The sequence below is a fragment of the Pseudorhodoplanes sp. genome, from assembly GCF_035565855.1.
Classification (GTDB): Bacteria; Pseudomonadota; Alphaproteobacteria; order Rhizobiales; family Xanthobacteraceae; genus Pseudorhodoplanes.
The window spans coordinates 15,647-35,446 of record NZ_DATMRX010000204.1 but is presented as its reverse complement, the minus strand read 5'-3'; the positions used below and the strand labels follow the sequence as shown (position 1 = coordinate 35,446).

General features: G+C 64.5%; 22 protein-coding genes and 1 other RNA gene. 18 read left to right on the top strand and 5 right to left on the bottom strand.

Annotated features, from left to right (window positions below; translation table 11 throughout):
- The 3 genes from VN004_RS11365 to tkt all read right to left on the bottom strand — a co-directional run.
- On the bottom strand, window positions 1–615 hold a 615-nt coding region (locus VN004_RS11365), incomplete at its 3' end, for a phosphoglycerate kinase (protein WP_325610009.1).
- Between the two features lie 130 nt (window positions 616–745).
- Window positions 746–1,753, bottom strand: coding sequence for a type I glyceraldehyde-3-phosphate dehydrogenase (gene gap / locus VN004_RS11360; protein ID WP_325610007.1), 1,008 nt, complete (start codon window positions 1,751–1,753; stop codon window positions 746–748).
- 154 nt (window positions 1,754–1,907) lie between these two features.
- Entirely contained in the window at window positions 1,908–3,896 is a 1,989-nt protein-coding gene (tkt, locus tag VN004_RS11355) for a transketolase (RefSeq protein ID WP_325610005.1), read from the bottom strand.
- Window positions 3,897–4,111: 215 nt separating this feature from the next.
- On the opposite strand from tkt, the gene VN004_RS11350 reads away from it, so the two are divergent.
- The 10 genes from VN004_RS11350 to VN004_RS11305 all read left to right on the top strand — a co-directional run bounded on the left by VN004_RS11350 (window position 4,112) and on the right by VN004_RS11305 (window position 12,428).
- Window positions 4,112–4,393 (top strand): DUF4164 family protein, encoded by a 282-nt coding sequence (locus VN004_RS11350; protein WP_325610003.1) that lies wholly within the window; start codon window positions 4,112–4,114, stop codon window positions 4,391–4,393.
- 36 nt (window positions 4,394–4,429) lie between these two features.
- On the top strand, window positions 4,430–4,819 hold the full coding sequence (locus VN004_RS11345) for a cell division protein ZapA (RefSeq protein WP_325610001.1): 390 nt from the start codon (window positions 4,430–4,432) through the stop codon (window positions 4,817–4,819).
- A 61-nt stretch (window positions 4,820–4,880) separates the two neighbouring features.
- Window positions 4,881–5,039, top strand: a non-coding RNA gene (gene ssrS, locus VN004_RS11340) — 6S RNA.
- A 131-nt stretch (window positions 5,040–5,170) separates the two neighbouring features.
- Entirely contained in the window at window positions 5,171–5,788 is a 618-nt protein-coding gene (locus VN004_RS11335; RefSeq protein WP_325609999.1) for a 5-formyltetrahydrofolate cyclo-ligase, read from the top strand.
- A complete protein-coding gene (locus tag VN004_RS11330) occupies window positions 5,766–6,593 on the top strand; it encodes a TIGR00282 family metallophosphoesterase (RefSeq protein ID WP_325609997.1) in 828 nt (275 codons plus the stop codon). Before VN004_RS11335 ends, VN004_RS11330 begins: the two co-directional genes overlap by 23 nt.
- A 48-nt stretch (window positions 6,594–6,641) precedes the next feature.
- Window positions 6,642–7,829: an alpha/beta hydrolase family protein gene (locus VN004_RS11325; protein WP_325609995.1), complete on the top strand. Its 1,188-nt coding sequence runs from the start codon at window positions 6,642–6,644 to the stop codon at window positions 7,827–7,829.
- Between the two features lie 83 nt (window positions 7,830–7,912).
- Complete coding sequence (locus tag VN004_RS11320) at window positions 7,913–9,073, top strand: dienelactone hydrolase family protein (protein ID WP_325609993.1); 1,161 nt, start codon at window positions 7,913–7,915, stop codon at window positions 9,071–9,073.
- A 113-nt stretch (window positions 9,074–9,186) separates the two neighbouring features.
- Window positions 9,187–10,170, top strand: coding sequence for an MBL fold metallo-hydrolase (locus VN004_RS11315; protein ID WP_325609991.1), 984 nt, complete (start codon window positions 9,187–9,189; stop codon window positions 10,168–10,170).
- A gap of 179 nt (window positions 10,171–10,349) precedes the next feature.
- Complete coding sequence (locus VN004_RS11310; RefSeq protein ID WP_325609988.1) at window positions 10,350–11,096, top strand: YebC/PmpR family DNA-binding transcriptional regulator; 747 nt, start codon at window positions 10,350–10,352, stop codon at window positions 11,094–11,096.
- A gap of 108 nt (window positions 11,097–11,204) precedes the next feature.
- Window positions 11,205–12,428 (top strand): benzoate/H(+) symporter BenE family transporter, encoded by a 1,224-nt coding sequence (locus VN004_RS11305; protein WP_325609986.1) that lies wholly within the window; start codon window positions 11,205–11,207, stop codon window positions 12,426–12,428.
- Window positions 12,429–12,437: 9 nt separating this feature from the next.
- Here the strand turns inward: VN004_RS11305 and VN004_RS11300 are convergent, their stop codons facing one another.
- Entirely contained in the window at window positions 12,438–13,283 is an 846-nt protein-coding gene (locus VN004_RS11300) for a sulfite exporter TauE/SafE family protein (RefSeq protein WP_325609984.1), read from the bottom strand.
- Window positions 13,284–13,312: 29 nt separating this feature from the next.
- On the opposite strand from VN004_RS11300, the gene ruvC reads away from it, so the two are divergent.
- A complete protein-coding gene (ruvC, locus tag VN004_RS11295; protein WP_325609982.1) occupies window positions 13,313–13,819 on the top strand; it encodes a crossover junction endodeoxyribonuclease RuvC in 507 nt (168 codons plus the stop codon).
- Between the two features lie 19 nt (window positions 13,820–13,838).
- On the opposite strand, the gene VN004_RS11290 is transcribed toward ruvC, so the two are convergent.
- On the bottom strand, window positions 13,839–14,816 hold the full coding sequence (locus tag VN004_RS11290; RefSeq protein WP_325609980.1) for an alpha/beta hydrolase: 978 nt from the start codon (window positions 14,814–14,816) through the stop codon (window positions 13,839–13,841).
- Between the two features lie 70 nt (window positions 14,817–14,886).
- Between VN004_RS11290 and ruvA the strand changes: the two genes are divergently transcribed.
- The 7 genes from ruvA to VN004_RS11255 all read left to right on the top strand — a co-directional run bounded on the left by ruvA (window position 14,887) and on the right by VN004_RS11255 (window position 19,770).
- Window positions 14,887–15,504, top strand: coding sequence for a Holliday junction branch migration protein RuvA (gene ruvA / locus VN004_RS11285; protein ID WP_325609978.1), 618 nt, complete (start codon window positions 14,887–14,889; stop codon window positions 15,502–15,504).
- Window positions 15,505–15,521: 17 nt separating this feature from the next.
- Window positions 15,522–15,938 (top strand): cytidine deaminase, encoded by a 417-nt coding sequence (locus VN004_RS11280; RefSeq protein ID WP_325610014.1) that lies wholly within the window; start codon window positions 15,522–15,524, stop codon window positions 15,936–15,938.
- Window positions 15,935–16,972 (top strand): Holliday junction branch migration DNA helicase RuvB, encoded by a 1,038-nt coding sequence (gene ruvB, locus VN004_RS11275; RefSeq protein WP_325609976.1) that lies wholly within the window; start codon window positions 15,935–15,937, stop codon window positions 16,970–16,972. Before VN004_RS11280 ends, ruvB begins: the two co-directional genes overlap by 4 nt.
- A gap of 53 nt (window positions 16,973–17,025) precedes the next feature.
- On the top strand, window positions 17,026–17,898 hold the full coding sequence (locus VN004_RS11270) for a DUF6869 domain-containing protein (RefSeq protein WP_325609974.1): 873 nt from the start codon (window positions 17,026–17,028) through the stop codon (window positions 17,896–17,898).
- 56 nt (window positions 17,899–17,954) lie between these two features.
- Entirely contained in the window at window positions 17,955–18,422 is a 468-nt protein-coding gene (gene ybgC, locus VN004_RS11265; RefSeq protein WP_325609972.1) for a tol-pal system-associated acyl-CoA thioesterase, read from the top strand.
- A 145-nt stretch (window positions 18,423–18,567) separates the two neighbouring features.
- Window positions 18,568–19,197: a TetR/AcrR family transcriptional regulator gene (locus tag VN004_RS11260; RefSeq protein ID WP_325609970.1), complete on the top strand. Its 630-nt coding sequence runs from the start codon at window positions 18,568–18,570 to the stop codon at window positions 19,195–19,197.
- A gap of 120 nt (window positions 19,198–19,317) precedes the next feature.
- Entirely contained in the window at window positions 19,318–19,770 is a 453-nt protein-coding gene (locus VN004_RS11255) for a DUF2852 domain-containing protein (protein WP_325609968.1), read from the top strand.
- Window positions 19,771–19,800 lie beyond the last annotated feature (30 nt).

Sequence of the window (19,800 nt, the reverse complement as noted above, 5' to 3'; positions counted from 1 at the left end):
CAGAAGGTCGATCTTGGTCGAAACCTTGGCGCCGCCGACGATCGCGATCACCGGCTTTGCGGGGGCCACCAGCGCTTTCGAAAGCGCCTCGAGTTCGGCCTGCATGGTGCGGCCGGCATAGGCGGGCAGCTTGTGGCCAAGGCCTTCGGTCGAGGCATGGGCCCGGTGCGCCGCCGAGAAGGCATCGTTGACGTAGATGTCGCCGAGATCGGCCAGCTTCTGAACGAAGGCGTGGTCGTTCTTCTCCTCTTCCTTGTGGAAGCGGGTGTTTTCGAGAATGAGAATGTCCCCCGGCTTCATCGCGTCGATCGCGGTCTTGGCATCCGGACCGATGCAATCGTCGGCGAATTCCACCGGCTTCTTCAGGATCTGCGCGAGCGCCGCCGCGACCGGGCGAAGCGAATCCTTCTCGTCACGGCCTTTGGGCCTTCCGAAATGCGCAAGGATGATGACCTTGCCGCCCTTGCCGGCAATCTCGTTGATGGTCGGCACGACGCGCTCGATGCGGGTCGCGTCCGTCACCTTGCCGTTCTCCATCGGAACGTTGAGGTCGACGCGGAGCAATACGCGCTTGTTGTTGAGGTCGGCGTGATCGAGGGTGCGGAAGGAACTCATTGCGTTCGGTCTCGTGTCCCGGGCGCAGCGCAGCGTGAAACGGTGCGCTGCAGAACCGGGACCTAAAAAGAATGGGTCCCGGCTCTGCGATGCACCGCGCTGCGCTGCATCGCGGCCGGGACGCGAGATATCAGATCAGTTTCCCCATCGCGACGGCGGTGTCGGCCATGCGGTTGGAGAAGCCCCATTCGTTGTCATACCAGGACATGACGCGCACCAGCGTGCCGTCCATCACCTTGGTCTGGTCCATATGGAAGACCGACGAATGCGGATCGTGGTTGAAGTCCACCGACACATTCGGATCGTTGGTGTAGCCGAGAATGCCCTTGAGCTGCTGCTCGGCGGCGCGCTTGACGGCGGCGTTCACCTCGTCCTTCGAGGTCGGCTTCTTCGCCACGAACTTGAAGTCCACGACCGACACATTCGGCGTCGGCACGCGGATCGCAACGCCATCGAGCTTGCCGTTGAGCTCCGGCAGCACGAGGCCCACGGCCTTGGCCGCGCCGGTCGAGGTCGGGATCATCGACAGCGCCGCGGCGCGCGCGCGATAGAGGTCCTTGTGCATGGTGTCGAGCGTCGGCTGATCCCCGGTATAGGCGTGGATCGTGGTCATGAAGCCCTTCTCGATGCCGATCGCATCGTTGAGCACCTTCGCGACCGGCGCCAGACAATTGGTGGTGCAGGACGCGTTCGAGACCACCTTGTGGTCCTTGGTCAGCTTGTCGTGGTTGACGCCATAGACCACGGTGAGGTCGGCGCCGTCGGCGGGCGCGGAGACCAGCACGCGCTTTGCGCCGGCGGTGAGATGCGCGGACGCCTTGTCCTTCGACGTGAAGATGCCGGTGCATTCCAGCGCGATGTCGACGCCGAGATCCTTCCAGGGCAGGGTGGACGGATCCTTGATCGCGGTCACCTTGATCGCGCCATTGCCGATCGAGATGGTGTCGCCCTTGACGGTGACTTCGCCGGGAAAGCGGCCATGCACCGAGTCATAGCGAAGAAGGTGCGCGTTGGTCTCGACCGGGCCGAGATCGTTGATCCCCACCACCTCGATGTCCTTGCGGCCGGATTCAGCGATCGCCCGCAGCACATTGCGGCCGATGCGGCCAAACCCGTTGATGGCGACCCGTACCGTCATGGTTTTCCAAGCTCCCGGCTAATCGATTGGGGCGCGGGGCCGGGCTGACCGCCGGCCGTGCGCATGCGGGCACTCCTATAGCGGGATTCCGCACCAACTCAACTCACGGGCCGGCATGCCAGTGCCGCAACAGGGCAAAAACCGTTGGCAGGGTTTACCGCGGGCGGAATTTCGCCAGCGCCGCGGCGGCGACCGCCTCCGGCGTGATGCCGAAATGCCGGTACAGGTCCTTGTAGGGCGCGCTCGCCCCGAACGATGACATGCCCACGAAAACGCCATCGGAGCCGATAATCGCGTCCCAGCCCTGTCGAATACCGGCCTCGACCGCGACATTGACCTCGGCGCCGCCCAGGATGGCGTGGCGCTGCTCCGGCGGCAGCGACAAGAACAGCTCGAAACAGGGCACCGAGACCACACGCGCCGGTTTTCCCTGCCGATTCAGCAACTGCGCCGCTTCGACCGCGATGGCGACTTCGGAGCCGGAGGCGAAGATCGATACATCCACGTTGTCGCCTTCCACCGGCATGATCTCGTAGGCGCCGGCCGCGCAGCGGTTTTCGGCGTCGTAGCCGGTGCGAAGCTGCGGCAGGTTCTGGCGCGTCAGAGCGAGCACGCTCGGACGGTCCTTCGCGCGCAAGGCGAGCTCCCAGCACTCGACGGCTTCGACCGCATCGCAGGGCCGGAACACGTTGAGGTTCGGGATCGCCCGCAGCGCGGCGAGATGCTCGACCGGCTGATGGGTCGGCCCGTCCTCGCCGAGGCCGATGGAATCATGGGTCATGACGTGGATGACGCGCTCGCCCATCAGCGCGGCAAGACGGATGGCAGGGCGGCAATAATCCGAGAACACCAGGAAGGTGCCGGAATAGGGGATGATGCCGCCATGCAGCGTCATGCCGTTCATCGCGGCGGCCATGCCGTGTTCGCGGATCCCGTAATGAATGAAGCGCCCGCCATAATCCGAGGCGCTCATCGCCTTCATGGTCTTGGTGCGGGTGTTGTTCGAGCCGGTCAGATCGGCTGAGCCGCCGACCATCTCCGGCACCGCGGGCACGAGACTCTCCAGCGCGAATTCCGATGAGGATCGCGTGGCGATTTCCTTCGGGGTCTTGGCCAGCGTTTCCTTGACGCTTTTCACCGCTTCCGCGAGCGCGGGCGGCAACGCGCCGCTCATGCGCCGCTGAAACTCGGCTCTCACGTCGGCTGCGAGGCTGCCGAGCTTCTTGTCCCACGCCTGACGCGCCTCTTTCGACCGCTGACCTGCGGCGCGCCACGCCTTGAGGATGTCGTCCGGCACGACAAAGGCGTCATGCGACCAGCCGAGCTTTTCCCGCGCGCCCTTGATTTCGTCGGCGCCGAGCGGCGAGCCGTGCGACTTCTCGCTACCCGCCTTGTTCGGCGCGCCGTAGCCGATGGTGGTCTTGCACGCGATCAGCGTCGGACGATCCGCGCCCTGCGCCTTCTTGAGCGCTGCGGCGATCGCGACGGGATCATGGCCATCGATGCGCTCCGCGATCCAGCCGGCGGATTCGAAGCGCTTCACCTGATCGACGGAGTCCGAGAGCGATATCTTACCGTCGATGGTAATGCCGTTGTCGTCGAACAGCACGATCAGCCGGTTGAGCTTCAGGTGACCCGCGAGCGCAATCGCTTCCTGGCTGATGCCTTCCATCAAATCGCCGTCGGAGGCCAATACATAGGTCCGATGATCGACGATGTCGCCGAATTCCGCATTGAGGTGCCGTTCCGCAATCGCCATGCCGACGGCGTTGGCGATGCCCTGGCCGAGCGGGCCGGTGGTGGTTTCCACGCCGGGCGTGATGAAGTTTTCCGGATGGCCCGGCGTCCTGGAATGCAGTTTGCGGAAGTTCTTGATCTCCTCGATCGTCATCGACTCGTAGCCGGTGAGATAGAGGAGCGCGTAAATCAGCATCGAGCCGTGTCCGGCCGACAGCACGAAACGGTCGCGGTCGGGCCATTTCGGATCGGACGGATCGAATTTCAGGACCTGCGTGAACAGCACGGTCGCAATGTCGGCCGCCCCCATCGGCAGCCCGGGATGGCCCGATTTGGCCTGCTCGACAGCGTCCATTGCCAACGCGCGGATCGCGTTGGCCATGCGGTCGTGATGTTCGCGCGACATGGGAGAATCCGAAAAGCGTCAAAGATGGGGCCTCCTATCACGCGAGGTCCGGCGAGTCCCAGCGTCCGCGTGCAAAGAAAGGCACAATTGCGTGGAACCGAGAGGATCATGGGGATGATGGAGTGGAAACATTGACGGCGTTGAAGCATGAATTTAGGCTCCGTACCCTAACGCCTTGCGAAGCAATGATTTTTGTCGTCGTGAGTTCCGCGTAAATGACCGATCCGAGCGCGATCGAGGCCGCCGTCCAAAGACTCGCTCAGGCGCTGGATGCATTGCAGGCGGCCGTCGTCCGCAAACGTGAGTCCGAGACCGGCGGCGATGGTGTCGCGATGCAGCTCCATGCGCTCGGTGCCGACCGCGCCCGTCTCGCGGGGGAGCTGGACGCCGCGGCGGCGCATGCCCGCAAACTCGAAGACACCAATCGCGAAGTGGCGCGCCGCATCGATATCGCGATGGGAACGATCCAGAAGCTGCTCGACGAGCATGACCGGTAAGACGCGTCCTTCGCGGATGTGCCAGGGGACAATGATATGGCCCAGGTGAATGTCACGATTAATGGCCGGCAATACCGGATGGGATGCGAGGACGGGCAGGAGGATCACGTCACGCAGCTGGCGCAGGAAATCGATAGCCGGATCGAACAATTGCGCGGTGCGCATGGCGAGATCGGCGATCAGCGCCTGACGGTCATGGCCGCGCTGACGGTCGCCGACGAGCTCACCGAATCAACGCGCCGGATCCGCCGGCTGGAGGAGGAAATCGCCGCTTTGCAGGATGCGCGTGTGGTGGCGGCCGAGCGCGCGCAGCAGACGCAGGCGGCGGTCGTGAGCGCTCTGAATGCCGCCGTCGAACGGATCGAGGAGCTGACGCAGCAGATCAACCAGTCGATTCAGGCCGGTCCCGGCGTTGCCATCGGCTAAGTTTTAAGAAGACGCTCACGCGCGGCTGGCGGCGAAGCACGTCGCGCACTACATTGGCGTGGCGGGGCTGTGTGGTGCGACTGGAAACATCATACTCCCGGGGCCTTACGATCCTGAAGGGAGCTGTCCCTGGCCGGGTCCGTGGATCCGGACATATGGCGCCCACCTACTTCTGTAGGTTCCCGGGGTCGAAAATTCCGACGGCCATCGCGGCTCCGCACTCCTTCACCGATGCAGCGCGTTGCCTTCCCCGCAGCAGATCGCATGCGGTGCAAGCGCAATGAATGCTCGGTCCGAATGCGCCCGCGTCTCCGGCTGGCTTCGGCCTTGCCTCTCATCCCGGAGTGACGAATGAGCCCTGCGAACCAGCCGAACGCGGACAAGGCCGCTCTTCGGGCGGCCGCTCTCGCACGACGCGACGCTTTGTCGGCGGCGGAGCGTGTTGCCGCGGTCGAGACCGTGACCCGCAGGCCGTTTCCGGTCGCCTTTGAACAAGGCGCGATCGTTTCGGGCTATTCGCCGATGCGCAGCGAATTCAATCCGGTCCCGCTGATGCGCAAGCTCGCCGATGCCGGGGCGCGGCTCGCATTGCCGGTGACGCCGAAGCGCGGCAATCCGCTGATCATGCGCGCGTGGGCCTTCGGCGACGAACTCGCCTCCGGCGTCTGGGGCATTCGCGAGCCCAGGCCCGAAGCCCCGGAAGTGTTTCCCGACATCATGCTGGTGCCGCTGGCATGTTTTGACCGCAAGGGTCACCGCATCGGTTATGGCGCGGGCTATTACGACATGACGATCGCCCGCATCCGCGCGATGAAGCCGGTGACTGCGATCGGATTGGCATTTTCCGTTCAGGAAATCGAAAGGGTACCGGCCACCCCGTTCGACCAGGCGCTCGACCTTGTGCTAACGGAAGCGGAGACCATCGATATGCGTCAGGGAGCTGCGGTTGCGGATTCTGTTCATCGGTGACGTGGTAGGGCGCTCCGGACGCGCTATCGTCCATCAGCGTCTGCCGGAGATGATTTCAGACTGGAAAGTCGACTTCGTCGTCCTGAATGGTGAGAATGCCGCCGGCGGCTTCGGCATCACCGAAAACATCTTCCGCGAATTCGTCGACGCCGGTGCGGACATCGTGACGCTCGGCAACCATGCCTGGGACCAGCGCGAGGCTCTCGTCTTCATCGAGCGCAGTCCACGCCTGATCCGCCCGCTGAATTTCCCCAAGGGGACGCCCGGCCGCGGCGCCACGGTGATCGAAGCGCGAAACGGCGCGCGCGTCCTCGTGATCAACGCCATGGCCCGCATCTTCATGGACCCGCTGGACGATCCGTTCACCGCGATCGACCGCGAACTCGAGATCTGCGCGCTCGGTACCGACGCCGACGCGATCATTGTGGATTTTCATGGCGAGGCGACCAGCGAGAAGCAGGCCATGGGGCATCATCTCGATGGCCGGGTCACGGCGGTCATCGGCACCCATACCCATGTGCCGACCGCCGACCACCAGGTGCTTCCGGGAGGCACCGCCTTCCAGTCCGATGCCGGGATGACCGGCGACTACGATTCCGTGATCGGGATGGTGAAGGACGAACCTCTCTCCCGCTTCCTGCGACGAATTCCTGCGACCAAGTTCGAGGCCGCAACGGGTCCAGCGACCCTGTGCGGCCTGGCGATCGAGACCGACGACGCTTCCGGACTGGCCACGCGGGTGGCTCCTGTCCGACTTGGCGCGCGCCTGGAGGAAGCCGTGCCGCGCTTCTGGCTTCAGGCGTAAGCCGACCCCCGGGTCAGGGTCGAAATGCGGCGCGAGGGGCGCGCCGTCATGCGCATCATTGGCCTTCCTTCGAGCCGGACCTTCACCGGCGCAGTTTTGTCCGGATGCCTCCTGGCGCTGACCGCCATCGCTCCGGTGCGGGCGCAGGGCGCCGCTGACGAATTCGTGACCGAGCGGACCTTCTTTCGCACCAGCGTGAACGGCAAGGCCGTGCGGCTCGAAGGTCTCATTATCAAGCGCGCCGACCTTACCGGGAAACTGCCCGTCGCGCTGATCACCCATGGCAAGTCGCCCAATCTCGCCGACATGCTGGCGCTGCGGGCGAGCGACTATGGGCCCTATGCGCGCGATCTCGCGCGGCGCGGCTATCTGTCGGTTGTGGTGCTGCGTCGGGGCTTCGGCCAGTCCGACGGTCCGATGCCGGTCCCCGTGACCTGCAGCACCGACACCTTCGCCAATTTCTTCAGCGCCGATGCGGATGACCTTCAGGGTGCGCTCGATGCCGCCTCAAGGCGTCCGGACGCTGATCCGAACCGCGCCATCGCCATCGGCGTGTCGGCCGGCGGCGCCGCGGTGATGGCGCTGGCCTCGCGCAATCCGAAGAACCTGAAAGGCGTCATCAACGTGTCGGGCGGCCTGCAGACTCCGGATTGCCCCAAGGACGATGTGCTGGTGAATGCCTTCAAATCCTACGGCGCAACGAGCCGCGTTCCGACCATCTGGGTCTATGCGAACAACGACAGCCTGTTTGGTCCGAAACTCGTCGAGCGCATGCAATCGGCTTATCTCGACGGCGGCGGCGACGTGAAGCTCGTCATGTTCGACAAGTTCGGCAATGATGGCCACTTCCTGTTCAGCGATGCCGGCGGCCGCGTGAAATGGCTGATGGAGATGGACTCGTTCCTGAGCTTCCACGATCTCCCGGCGACCGATCGCACGATTGGCAATGAGATCATGAAGCGCCTGCAGCTCAACGAACGCAACCGCAGCTTCGTCGATCAATATCTCGCCGCTCCGACCTACAAGGTGATGGTGGCGACTCCGGACGGTCAGAACTTCATGACCCAGTTCGGCGCGCTCAAGCTGGAATATGCCCGGGATGCCGCGCTGAAGAATTGCCAGGAGCGTCACAAGACTGCCGAGCCCTGCAAGGTCATCATGGAGAATGACACCTGGGTTGGTCCGACGGCGCCGGAGCGGGTTGCGGCCCGCCCCGCCGAGCAGACCATCCGGTGAGCACGCTCTCTCCCGCGCGCATACGAAAGCGGCTAATCTCGTAACTGTAGAACCAACCCATGCGCGCGGATGACCCAGTTGGAATGCCAGAGCCTCGCCGGCACAAGCTGCGGCGGCTGATGGCGATGGCGTTTGCCGCGCTGTCGCTGGCCGCGATGTCCGTTTCGGCCGTGGCGCAAAAAGCCGCCGACGAATTCATCGTCGAGCGGACATTCTTCCGCACCACGATCGAAGATCGCACGGTGCGGCTCGAAGGCCTTGTCGTGAAGCGGGCCGATCTTTCCGGAAAGCTGCCGATCGCGCTCATCACCCACGGCAAGTCATCGCATCTGTCGGACATGCTGGAGAGCAAGGCGCTGGATTATGCGGGGCCCGCACGGGATCTCGCGCGGCGCGGCTGGCTCGCGGTGGTGGTGATGCGGCGCGGCTTCGGCCAATCCGACGGTCCGATGGCGGCATCGCTCACTTGCGCCACCACAAGCTTCGGGCCGCGCTTTACGGCCGACGCGGACGACCTGCAGGGCGCGATGGAGGCCGCATCGAAGCGGCCGGATGCCGATCCGAGCCGTGTGATCGCCATCGGCGTATCGGCAGGGGGCGCGGCTGTCGTCGCGCTTGGCGCGCGCAATCTGCCGAACCTGCGCGGCATCGTCAGCATTTCCGGCGGATTGCGCATGCCGGATTGTCCCAAGGAAGATGTGCTCGTGAATGCCTACAAGGATTTCGGCGCAGCGAGCCGCGTTCCCAATCTCTGGATCTATGCCCGCAATGACAGCTTCTTCGGCCCGGACCTTGTCGAACGCATGCAGTCATCGTTCCTGGATGGCGGCGGCGATGTGAAGCTCGTGATGTATGACAAGTTCGGCAGTGATGGGCACAGCCTGTTCACCGCTGCGGCCGGCAAGCTGCAATGGCTGATGGAGATGGACGCCTTTCTGCGGTTTCACGGGCTGCCGGCGGCGCACCGCGACAATGTCGCCGAGCTGATGAAATTGCTGAGGCTCGAAAGCCGTCAGCGCGGTTTCCTCGACCGTTATCTCGCGGCGCCCACCTTCAAGGTCATGGTGCGATCGCCGGACGCCAGGCATCACTTCACCCAGTTCGGCGCGCCGAGCCTGGAACGCGCACGCAATGCCGCGCTCAAGACCTGCCAGGAGCGCTACAAGTCCGTCGAGCCGTGCCGGGTGGTGATGGAGAACGACACATGGCTTGGCGGCGAAGCGGATGGGCGGGACCGGCCCTAGGCGTCATCTGCCCGCACTGAAATTGATCATTCGCATCATCAAAATGCGATTCTTCACACAAGCGACGTGCTTTATGTTCGCGCTTGCGTACACGCAGCAACGAGGGTGCAGTCATGCCATCGCACGTCATCACACGACGGTCCGCCATCGCCGGCTTGTCCGCGCTCTCCGCAAGCGTGCTCACGTCGGCGCGTGCGATTGCAAGGGCGCCGCAGATCAATACGCAGGCGCCGGCTTTCTATCGCTTCAAGCTCGGCGCGTTTGAACTCACGATTGTGTCCGACGGACCGCTCGGTCTCGGTGCGCCAAGCGACGGCATTTTCACCGGCGTCTCGGCCGCAGATTTCACGTCGATTCTGAATGACAATTACCTGCCGAGCGCTTCAGTGGAAATGGATCAGAACATGCTGGTCGTGAATACCGGCGACCGTCTGGTCCTGATCGATACCGGCGACGGCGGGTCGAAGATGTTCGGTCCGAAAAGCGGTCGGCTTCTCAGTAACCTCAAGGCTGCCGGGATCGATCCCAAAGACATCGACGTGGTTGCGCTGACGCACGCGCATCCCGATCATTGCTGGGGGCTGATCGCTGCCGACGGCACGCCGAACTATCCGAACGCACAGATCGTGCTCACTCAGGCCGATTTCGACTTCTGGACCGACGAAGCCAAGGCCGCGACGGGTGACATGATGAAGGCGATGATCGGCGGCACCCGCCGGAACCTTGTTCCGGTCCGCGAGCGCATCACATTCATCGCCGACGGACAGGAGGTGGTGCCGGGAATCCGGGCGATGGCGGCGCCGGGGCATACCGTCGGGCACACCGCATTCGTGATCGCATCCGGCGGCAAGACGCTGGTCAATACCGGCGACGTCGCCCACCACCACATCGTATCGACGCAGCGGCCACGCGCCGCCTTTAGCTACGACACCGATCCGGCGCAGGGCGTCGCGACGCGGCTCAAGGTGTTCGACATGCTCTCGGCGGACCGCATCCCAATGGTCTCCTACCACTTTCCATGGCCCGGACTTGGCTTCGTGGCGAAGCAGGGGGATGCCTACCGCTACTTCCCCGCGCCGTTGCAGACGGTGCTCTGACCGGGCGCGCCGGGCCTCCTGGCCCGGCGGAACCGTTGCCGATTCGCGAAAAGACGGTTTGCCGGCCTTCTCGGGTGCGGCATGGGCCCCTCTTGCCGGGATCGATACGGAGACTTGTGATCGGTTCGGCCGCCGTCCTATAACCCCCGCCGCTCCACGATTTTCGCGGCTCAAGGGTCATGGCAGGTCATTCCCAATTCAAGAACATCATGCACCGCAAGGGGCGGCAGGATAAGGCCCGCTCCAAGATCTTCTCAAAGCTGGCGCGCGAAATCACCGTCGCCGCCAAATTGGGATTGCCGGACCCGAACTTTAATCCGCGCTTGCGCGCGGCGATTCTCGCGGCGCGTGCCGAGAATATGCCCAAAGACAATATCGAGCGCGCCATCAAGAAGAGCCAGGGCGGCGATTCGGAGAATTACGACGAGGTGCGTTACGAGGGCTACGGGCCCGGTGGCGTTGCCGTCATCGTCGAGGTGCTGACCGACAACAGGAACCGCACCGCAGGCGATGTCCGTGCTGCCTTTACCAAGAACGGCGGCAACATGGCGGAAACCGGCGCGGTCTCCTTCATGTTCGACCGTGTCGGCATCGTCGAGTTCGACGCCAAGGTGGCAAGCGCGGACGACATGCTCGAGGCCGCCATCGAAGCCGGTGCCGAGGACGTGGTGTCGAGCGAAAACGGCCACGAAATCTACACGGCTCAGGACTCGCTTGCCGAGGTGTCGAAGGCGCTCGAAGCGAAATTCGGCGAACCGCGGAAATCGGCGCTGATCTGGAAGCCGCAGAATACGCTCGCGGTGAACGACGAGCAGGGCGAGAAGCTGCTGCGCATGATCGAGGCCCTGGAAGAGAGCGACGACGTGCAGAATGTCTACGCCAATTTCGAGGTGTCCGATCAACTCATGTCGAAGATGAGCGCGTGAGCGACGCCCGGTCCTCCTGCCATCGAGAAAGATCCATCTGCCGGTCAAGGCTGCTGCCGGACCGGTGGCGCGTCGGAACACCCGTCGCGCACGAAGTGGAATGTGACGATGCCCCTTGAACCGCCCGCCCGGCCCATACCGCGCCGGCCCTGGTCGGATTTCGGCGCCGTCTATGCCGGCAATGCCTTCGTGGCGTTTCTGTTCTCGGCCTCCGGGCCGGTCGCCATCATTCTGTCCGTCGGTGCGCGGGGCGGGCTTTCGGAATCCGATCTGGCGTCCTGGATTTTCGGCGTCTTCTTCATCAATGGGCTGATCACGATCGCCTATTCGATCCTCTACCGCGAGCCGCTCGCCTTCTTCTGGACCATTCCCGGCACCGTGCTGGTCGGGCCGGCGCTCACCCATCTCAGTTTCCCCGAGGTGATCGGCGCGTTTCTCGCCACCGGCCTGTTGATGCTGCTGCTCGGACTGACCGGTCTCGTTCGCCGCGTGATGGACGCGATTCCGATGCCCATCGTCATGGCGATGGTCGCGGGCGTCTTCCTGCGCTTCGGGATCGATCTCGTGCACGCCTTTCGCGACGGCTTCTGGATCGCGCTGTCGATGGCGGTGCCGTTCTTCGCGCTGACGGCAATGCCGCGCCTCGCACGCGCCGCGCCTCCGCTGATCGTCGCGCTGATTGCCGGCGCCATCACGATCTGGCTGCAGGGCAGCTTCAACCCGCCCGCCGGCACGTTGTTCGAATTTGCCAGGCCCAATCTCCACGCACCGCAATTCTCATGGCAGGCGATGGTCGAACTGGTGGTGCCGCTCGCGATCACGGTGCTGGTCGTTCAGAACGGGCAGGGCATCGCCATCCTCACGGCCAGCGGCCACAAGCCGCCGGTCAATGCCATCACCTTCGCCTGCGGGGTCGGATCGATCATCACCGCCTGTTTCGGCTGCGTCTCCACCTGCCTGACGGGACCCTCGAACGCGATCCTTGCAAGTTCGGGTGAGAAGCCTCGCCAATATACCGCGGCGATCTTTCTCGGCATCCTGGCGCTCGGCTTCGGCTTAACCGCGCCATTCTTCACGCGGCTTCTGCTGGCCACGCCGCCGGCCTTCATCGCGGCGCTCGCGGGCCTTGCCATGCTGCGCGTGCTGCAAACCTCATTTCAGATTTCGTTCCGCGACAAGTTCACCTTCGGTGCGCTGATCTGCTTCATCGTGACGGTCGCCGATGTGCCGATCTTCCGAATCGGCGCGCCGTTCTGGGGCCTCGTCTTCGGGATCGCGGCCTCGCATCTCCTCGAACGCGACGACTTCAAGCGCGAGAAGCCCGCCGTCTAGCTGGCGCCGTCAGCGGAACAATTCGTCGAACAGCGGCACGCTGACGATCGCCGACAGCGCGATGATGGCGTAGGCGACGCGCCGGTACGCGACATCCGACGCGCCCCGGAACATCCGGGCGCCGATCGCCATCGCAAGGATGAAGACCGGCCCGAGCAAGATCGAGAGGATGAGCACATCCGCGGTGAACAGGCCGCGGACGTAATAGATCGCCGCCGATACGATCGCGAGGACGGCGAAATACACCATCAGGTTCGCCCGGATCACCTGCGCGCTGTTCGGTCCACCGAGCCAGTAGATGATCGCGGCGGGACCGGCGATCTGCGCGGCGCCCGCGCCGACACCGGCGACGAGCCCGACGCCGATCGAAGCCGGCAGCGTTGGCGGCGAGCGGTAACGCCAGCCCGAAGCGAGCACCAGCAGCAACGTCCCCACCAGAATCGCGATGAACCAGCGCAGGATCGTCGGGTCGAGATATTCCAGCGCCGCGACGCCGAGCGGAATGGTGCAGACCGCGGCGATGGATACCGGCGCGACCTCGCGCCAGTTGCAGTAGCGCGTCTGCGCCACGGTGTAGGGCGCGCTCGCGGTGAAATCGACGATCAGCAGCGTGAGCGCTGCAATCCGCGGCTCGTAGATCGCGGCGATCAGCGGCACATAGATCAGGGCAGATCCAAAGCCGGAAAAGCCGCGGACCAATCCTGAGATGATCGCAACGGCAATCGCGGCGAGGAACCGCGGCTCGGCGATCAGGCTCGCCGCTGATGCATAGAAATCGGTCACGGATGGTCCCGGCTGGCGCCAGATCCATAGCAGGCCCGGCCGCTGCGGGGGATGCGTGTCGGCGCGGGCCATCCATGCATCCGTGCTATCAGGGACGCGGCATGCAGCGACCGATTCGCATTCTCGGCATCGATCCGGGCCTCCGCCGCACCGGCTGGGGCGTGATTTCGTGCGAGGGCAACCGGCTGGTTTTCGTCGCCTGCGGCTCCGTCGAGACAAGGGAGCGCGAGACGCTCGCCGCGCGTCTGGTCGCGATCCACGACGGGCTGGTGCAGGTGGTCGAGCGCTTCGCGCCGGACGAGGCGGCGGTGGAACAGACCTTCGTCAACCGGGACGGCGCGTCGACGCTGAAGCTCGGCCAGGCGCGCGGTATCGCCATGCTGATCCCGGCGCGAGCGGGGCTGTCGGTTGCCGAATATGCGCCGAACCTCGTCAAGAAAACCGTCGTCGGCGCCGGTCATGCTGAAAAGACGCAAATCCGCATGATGATTGGCGTGCTCTTGCCGAAGGCCGATCCGCGCAGCGACGACGCCGCCGATGCGCTGGCGATCGCGGTGACCCATGCGCATCACCGGCAGAGCGCAGCGCTGAAGATCGCCGCCGGCTGACGTAAGCCGCGCGTCGCAGCTATGCGGTGACCCTCCGCAGGAAGGCGCAAACCTCATCGACGCGCGGGCCCATGGCCGGTATCCAGCCCATCAGGTTCACCGCGGCGTGGATGGTGCCGAGCCAAAGCCGGAATTCGAACGGCGCCCCGGCCGCTTTCAGCTTTTCGGACAGCATCTCGGAGTCGTTGCGCAGCGGATCGAATTCGCTCGCCGTGACGAACAGCGGCGGCAGCCCGCGAAGGTCGGCATTGAGCGGCGCGGCCAGCGGATTCTTCCGGTCGCCCGGTTTCGACAGATAATGATTCCAGTACCAGGCCATCTCCGGTTTCGAGATCAGATAGGGTCCGCCGCCGTAGGCGTTCTCTGATACGGTGTCGAGATCCGGCGCATAGCAGCCATAGATCAGCGCCGCGCCGCGCACGACAGATGCGCCGGCGTCGCGCAGCGCGATGACCGATGCGAGCGTGAGATTGGCGCCGGCGGAATCTCCCGCCACCGCAATCCGCATCGGATCGATGCCCCATTCTCCGCCACGCGTGGCAACCCAGCGGATCGCGGCGATGCAATCGTCGAGCGGAACCGGAAAGGGATGTTCCGGCGCGAGCGCGTAATCCACGCTTACGACGCGCAGACCGGAACGCTTGGCAAGCTGCCGGGCGACGCCGTCATAGACGTCGATGTCGCAGGTCACGAAGCCCCCGCCATGCAGAAACACGATGGCGGCTCCCGGTCCCGAAGCACCCGGATCGTAGAGGCGAATGCGGATATTGCCGCTCGCCGCCGCAATGCGGCGTTCCTCGATATGCGGGATCGCGGGCGCTCCGGCCGAGACATAAAATGGCAGGAAACGGTTGATCAGCTCGCGGGCGCCCGCCGGGCTGCGCGTGAAGATCGGCGCCTCGCCGCCCGCCGTCGTGTAGATGCGGTTGAGAATGGCGGCGGTATCCGGATCGAGTTTCGACCAGGGTTCTTTGAAAAGCGCTGCAAAATCGGTCATGAAACCGGTCCTGAGGGGTGACGGAAATCCATGCTTTAATGGAGGAGCACGATTCGCACCCAGCCCGGCAATGATTGGCAAGCTCAAAGGCGTTATCGATTCCTACGGTGAAGATTACGTGATCGTCGACGTCCATGGCGTCGGCTATCAGGTGCATTGTTCCGTCCGCACCCTGCAATCGCTGCCGGCGCAGGGCGAGGCGGCGACGCTGGCGATCGAGACCCATGTTCGCGAGGACATGATCCGGCTGTTCGGCTTTGCGAGCGATCTGGAGCGGGAATGGTTCCGGCTCCTGCAGACTGTGCAGGGGGTCGGCGCGAAGGTGGCGCTCGCGGTGCTTGGCACGCTCAAGCCGTCCGAGCTGGCGAATGCGATCGCGCTGCGCGACAAGGCGGCGATTGCGCGCACGCCCGGTGTCGGCGCGAAAGTCGCCGAGCGCATCGTCACCGAACTGAAGGACAAGACTCCGGCCTTCAGCGATCTTGATCCCGCGGTGGTGCGGCTTTCGGCGGAGGTGGACGAGAACCGTGCGCCGCAGCCGATGCGCGATGCCATCTCCGCGCTGGTCAATCTGGGCTATGGTCAGCCGCAGGCCGCCGCCGCGATCGCTGCGGCTTCGCGTGAGGCGGGCGAGGGTGCCGATACCGCGAAGCTGATCCGGTTCGGGCTGAAGGAATTGGCGAAATAGGTGCAAGCGTGTCGAGCCTGACCGAGAAAGACAAGGAACTGATCGCCGCGGCGAGCGAGGCCATCAAGACGCGTTATCGCAACGAGTGGCAGGAGGTCGGGGCCGCCATGCGCACGCGTGACGGGCGCATCGTCACCGGGGTGAATATCGACGCCTATCTCGGCCGCATGGCGATCTGCGCCGAAGCGGTCGCGATCGGCCGCTCGATCACCGAAGCCGGCGATCAGGGCATCGAAACAATCGTCGCCGTGCGTCACCCGCGCCCGCATGAGGAAGACCAGACCATCAAGGTGGTGTCGCCCTGCGGCTCCTGCCGCGAACTGATCCACGACTACGATCCGAAGGCGCGGGTCATCGTGCCGAACGGGCCGGAGCCTTCGGTGATGTCGATCTCCGAATTGCTCCCGAACAAATACTGGCGGGGCAAGAAGTGAACGCCTCCCGCCTCGTGTCCGCCGAGCGAAGAGAGGACGATCTCGCCGAAGCCTCGCTGCGGCCGCAGAAGCTGTCCGAATTCATCGGACAGGAAAAGGCCAGAGCCAATCTCGAAGTCTTCATCAAGGCGGCGCGCGCGCGCGGCGAGGCGCTGGACCATGTGTTGTTCGTGGGTCCCCCCGGCCTTGGCAAGACCACGCTGGCGCAGATCGTGGCACGCGAGCTTGGCGTGAATTTCCGCGCGACCTCGGGCCCGGTGATCTCGAAGGCCGGCGATCTCGCGGCGCTTCTCACCAATCTCGAAGAGCGCGACGTTCTCTTCATCGACGAAATTCACCGGCTCAATCCGCAGGTCGAGGAAATCCTCTATCCCGCGATGGAGGATTTCCAGCTCGACCTGATCATCGGCGAGGGACCTGCGGCGCGTTCGGTGAAGATCGAATTGTCGAAATTCACCCTGGTCGGCGCGACGACGCGCGCGGGCCTTCTCACCAACCCGTTGCGCGACCGCTTCGGCATTCCGGTGCGGCTCGATTTCTATACCGAGGCGGAGCTGGAGCAGATCGTGACCCGCGGCGCGCGCGTCCTTGGCGTCGCCATCACCAAGGACGGCGCCAACGAGATCGCACGCCGCGCGCGCGGCACCCCGCGCATCGCCGGACGGCTGCTGCGCCGCCTCCGCGATTTCGCCGACGTGCAGGGCAATGCCGCGATCGATCGCGCCGTCGCCGACAAGGCGCTGGGCGCGCTTGAAGTTGACGGCGCCGGCCTCGATGCGATGGACCGGCGCTATCTCAACACGATCGCGCTCCATTACGGCGGCGGTCCGGTGGGCGTCGAAACCATCGCCGCGGCCTTGTCGGAGCCGCGCGACGCGATCGAGGACATTATCGAGCCGTACCTGATCCAGAAGGGCTTCGTGCAGCGCACGCCGCGCGGCCGCCTTCTGACCGGCCACGCGTTTCGTCACCTCGGCCTCGCCGAACCGTCCCGCGACGCCGCGCAATTCGGATTGTTCGATTCCGAGGATTGAGCCTTAAATCCGCGTCGCGCGACCAATGAGCCCGCTAATGAATGGGTGCGTGCATGTCGGATTTCATCAAGGACGCGGCGAACTGGGCAACGATGCCGATCCCCGGCGCCGAAACGCCGGAAGAGCAGACCAAGCTGTTCGACGCGATGCCGCTCACCGAACTCGCCGACACGTGGCGCGCGTTGCAGCAGGTCGGACTGCGCGACAAGACGGAAGGGACTTGGGCAACCTTCCATTATTTCGATGCCCTGCCGCACCGGCTGCCGGAGCGCGCGCTGAACCTTGCGCTCGAAATTCTTCGTCGTGAGACCGATACCGCCGTCGTCATGGAGCTCGGGGACAAATTCGTGCCCGCGCTGATGATCGCGCACGGCTCCGCCCTGATCGATCGCCTTGAGCGCGAGGCGCCGGACAATCCGCAACTCCGCTGGCTGCTGGGCAGCGTTGTCTGGTGGACCGAGGACCAAGCCCTGGAAGCTCGGCTTGCGTCGATCTCCGACAAGACCGGCTGGTGGGCGGCCCGTGATGCGCAGGAGGAGCGCAATCCGGCGATCGATTTCGAACGCTTGTCGCCGGCCGAGATTGCCCGCGTCTGGATCGCGCAGAACGAATGTCCGAGCAAGGATCGCGATCGCAACTGGTCGACGCTGCGCGATTACGAGGGCGAGCTGCGCGCGAACGATCCCGAGCGGGCGCTCGCGATCATTCTCGAAGTGCTGAAGCTCGAAACCAATCCGAACATGCTCTCCTATCTCGCGGCAGGGCCGCTGGAGGATCTGATCACGCTTGAGACGATCGACATGATCGAAGCCGAGGCGAAACGAAACGCGCGCTTCAAGGAATTGCTCGGCGGGGTCTGGTACTACACCGCGCCGGACGAACTGAAGGCGCGGCTCGATGCCATTATCCAAGGGCAGCATTGGTAGGCTTGCGAAACCACGGCTCCCGTGTCTAGACACGGACGAACGGATGGTTTTGCAAAATGACTTCGGTTCCTCTCGACGGCGAATTGCGTGACGGCCGCCACACCTTCATCGTGCGCGTCTATTACGAAGACACCGATTTCACCGGGATCGTCTATCACGCCAATTATCTGCGCTACATGGAGCGCGGGCGGACCAATTACCTGCGCCTGATCGGCGCCGATCATCGCGCGCTGTTCGAGGAAACCGAGCAGGAGGCGCCGGGCTTTGCTTTCGTGGTGCGCTCGATGACGCTCGATTTTCTCAAGCCGGCGCGCATGGACGATATCCTGACGGTGATCAGCGAGCCGAACGAGGTGAAGGGCGCATCCGTCACCATCCGTCAGCGGGTGATGCGCGGCGACGAGCTTCTGGTGCAGGCCGATGTGCGCGTCGCCTTCATTTCCGGCGGGCGGGCAAGGCCGATCCCGAAGCCGTTGCGCATCGCAATGAAAGCGGACCAGGACGCTGCATCGCCTTCATCGTGACGGCGCGTTGGGATCGACCGCGCGTCGCGATGCTGCAACGTGAGGGTAGGACAGCGACCCGGTCTCAGGCCGGCGGCCGATCAACCGAGGCGGCGCGCGACGCAGCCATCGACGCAGGCCCGCGACGCATGTTAATGCGCTTCACATGGTCTGGAAACGCGGCTCCGAGCGCGGCTACCACCACGGCAACCTGAAGGAAGCGCTGGTTCGAGCGGCCCTCGATCTCATTGCGCAAAAGGGGCCGGCGGGTTTCACCTTTGCCGACGCGGCCCGCTGGGCGGGCGTGAGCCCGGCGGCCCCGTACCGGCATTACCGCGACCGCGACGAACTCCTGTCCGATGTCGCGCGCCGCGGCTTCGACGAATTCGCCGACCGGCTTGCGAAAGCCTGGGACGACGGCAAGCCCGACCCGCAGACCGCGTTCGAGCGCCTCGGCAAGGCCTATCTCGCTTTCGCGCGGTCGGAACCCGCCTTCTATTCGGCAATGTTCGAAGCCGGCATTCCGCCGAACGCCAGCGCCGAGCTGCGCGAGGCCGGCGACCGCGCCTTCGCAATCGTGCGGCGCGCCTGCGAGGCGCTGACCGCGCTGCTGCCTGCGGGCGAACGCCCGCCTGCATTGATGATGGCGCTGCATATCTGGGCGCTGTCGCACGGCATCGCTTCACTGTTCGCGCGGGGCGATGGGTCGCAACGGACACTGCCAATGTCGCCCGAGGACCTGTTGGAAGCCGGGGTCCTTGTCTATCTGAGTGGTCTCGGACTTCACGGGCGGTGAGCCCGCAGACGCTTTGAGCCGGCCCGAAATGACGCATCCGTGAAGCGCAAGTCTTGACGGCACGTCCCAGGGTGGCTATGTAAATGTTATTAACATTCACATCTGAGCCATGAGGATGCGATGAACAACGCGATGACACTCACGGACAAGATCGACGATTACGGCAGGGGCGGATGGATCCTTCTGACGGTCCTCGGCTTCGTCGTGTGGTGGCCGATTGGTCTCGCCCTCCTGGCCTTCACGGTATGGAGCGGTCGGATGGCTTGCGGTCGGTACGGCATGGAACGCTGGCAGGGCAAAATGTCCCGCATGCAAGAGAAGATGGACCAGATGCGCACCCGCATGCAGGGCAGCCACAACGGCGGCTTCTGGTCGCCTCCGTCCTCCGGCAACCGCGCCTTCGACGAATATCGTGCGGAAACCCTGCGCCGGCTCGAAGACGAGCAGCGCGAGTTCCAGGAATTCCTGGTCCGTCTGCGCGAAGCCAAGGACAAGGCCGAATTTGATCAGTTCATGGCCGAGCGGCGTGGCCGGCACGACATCACGCCGCCATCGCAATCGCCTCAGACGTAACAGTCTCGCGTATCGTTACGTCGAAGCGCC

Excerpts from the sequence above, each read along its gene's own strand:
- gap (WP_325610007.1), bottom strand. The coding sequence starts at position 1,753 with ATGACGGTACGGGTCGCCATCAACGGGTTTGGCCGCATCGGCCGCAAT.
- tkt (WP_325610005.1), bottom strand. The coding sequence starts at position 3,896 with ATGTCGCGCGAACATCACGACCGCATGGCCAACGCGATCCGCGCGTTG.
- VN004_RS11350 (WP_325610003.1), top strand. The coding sequence starts at position 4,112 with ATGACCGATCCGAGCGCGATCGAGGCCGCCGTCCAAAGACTCGCTCAG.
- VN004_RS11345 (WP_325610001.1), top strand. The coding sequence starts at position 4,430 with ATGGCCCAGGTGAATGTCACGATTAATGGCCGGCAATACCGGATGGGA.
- VN004_RS11335 (WP_325609999.1), top strand. The coding sequence starts at position 5,171 with ATGAGCCCTGCGAACCAGCCGAACGCGGACAAGGCCGCTCTTCGGGCG.
- VN004_RS11325 (WP_325609995.1), top strand. The coding sequence starts at position 6,642 with ATGCGCATCATTGGCCTTCCTTCGAGCCGGACCTTCACCGGCGCAGTT.
- VN004_RS11320 (WP_325609993.1), top strand. The coding sequence starts at position 7,913 with ATGCCAGAGCCTCGCCGGCACAAGCTGCGGCGGCTGATGGCGATGGCG.
- VN004_RS11315 (WP_325609991.1), top strand. The coding sequence starts at position 9,187 with ATGCCATCGCACGTCATCACACGACGGTCCGCCATCGCCGGCTTGTCC.
- VN004_RS11310 (WP_325609988.1), top strand. The coding sequence starts at position 10,350 with ATGGCAGGTCATTCCCAATTCAAGAACATCATGCACCGCAAGGGGCGG.
- VN004_RS11305 (WP_325609986.1), top strand. The coding sequence starts at position 11,205 with ATGCCCCTTGAACCGCCCGCCCGGCCCATACCGCGCCGGCCCTGGTCG.
- VN004_RS11300 (WP_325609984.1), bottom strand. The coding sequence starts at position 13,283 with ATGGCCCGCGCCGACACGCATCCCCCGCAGCGGCCGGGCCTGCTATGG.
- ruvC (WP_325609982.1), top strand. The coding sequence starts at position 13,313 with ATGCAGCGACCGATTCGCATTCTCGGCATCGATCCGGGCCTCCGCCGC.
- VN004_RS11290 (WP_325609980.1), bottom strand. The coding sequence starts at position 14,816 with ATGACCGATTTTGCAGCGCTTTTCAAAGAACCCTGGTCGAAACTCGAT.
- ruvA (WP_325609978.1), top strand. The coding sequence starts at position 14,887 with ATGATTGGCAAGCTCAAAGGCGTTATCGATTCCTACGGTGAAGATTAC.
- VN004_RS11270 (WP_325609974.1), top strand. The coding sequence starts at position 17,026 with ATGTCGGATTTCATCAAGGACGCGGCGAACTGGGCAACGATGCCGATC.
- ybgC (WP_325609972.1), top strand. The coding sequence starts at position 17,955 with ATGACTTCGGTTCCTCTCGACGGCGAATTGCGTGACGGCCGCCACACC.
- VN004_RS11260 (WP_325609970.1), top strand. The coding sequence starts at position 18,568 with ATGGTCTGGAAACGCGGCTCCGAGCGCGGCTACCACCACGGCAACCTG.
- VN004_RS11255 (WP_325609968.1), top strand. The coding sequence starts at position 19,318 with ATGAACAACGCGATGACACTCACGGACAAGATCGACGATTACGGCAGG.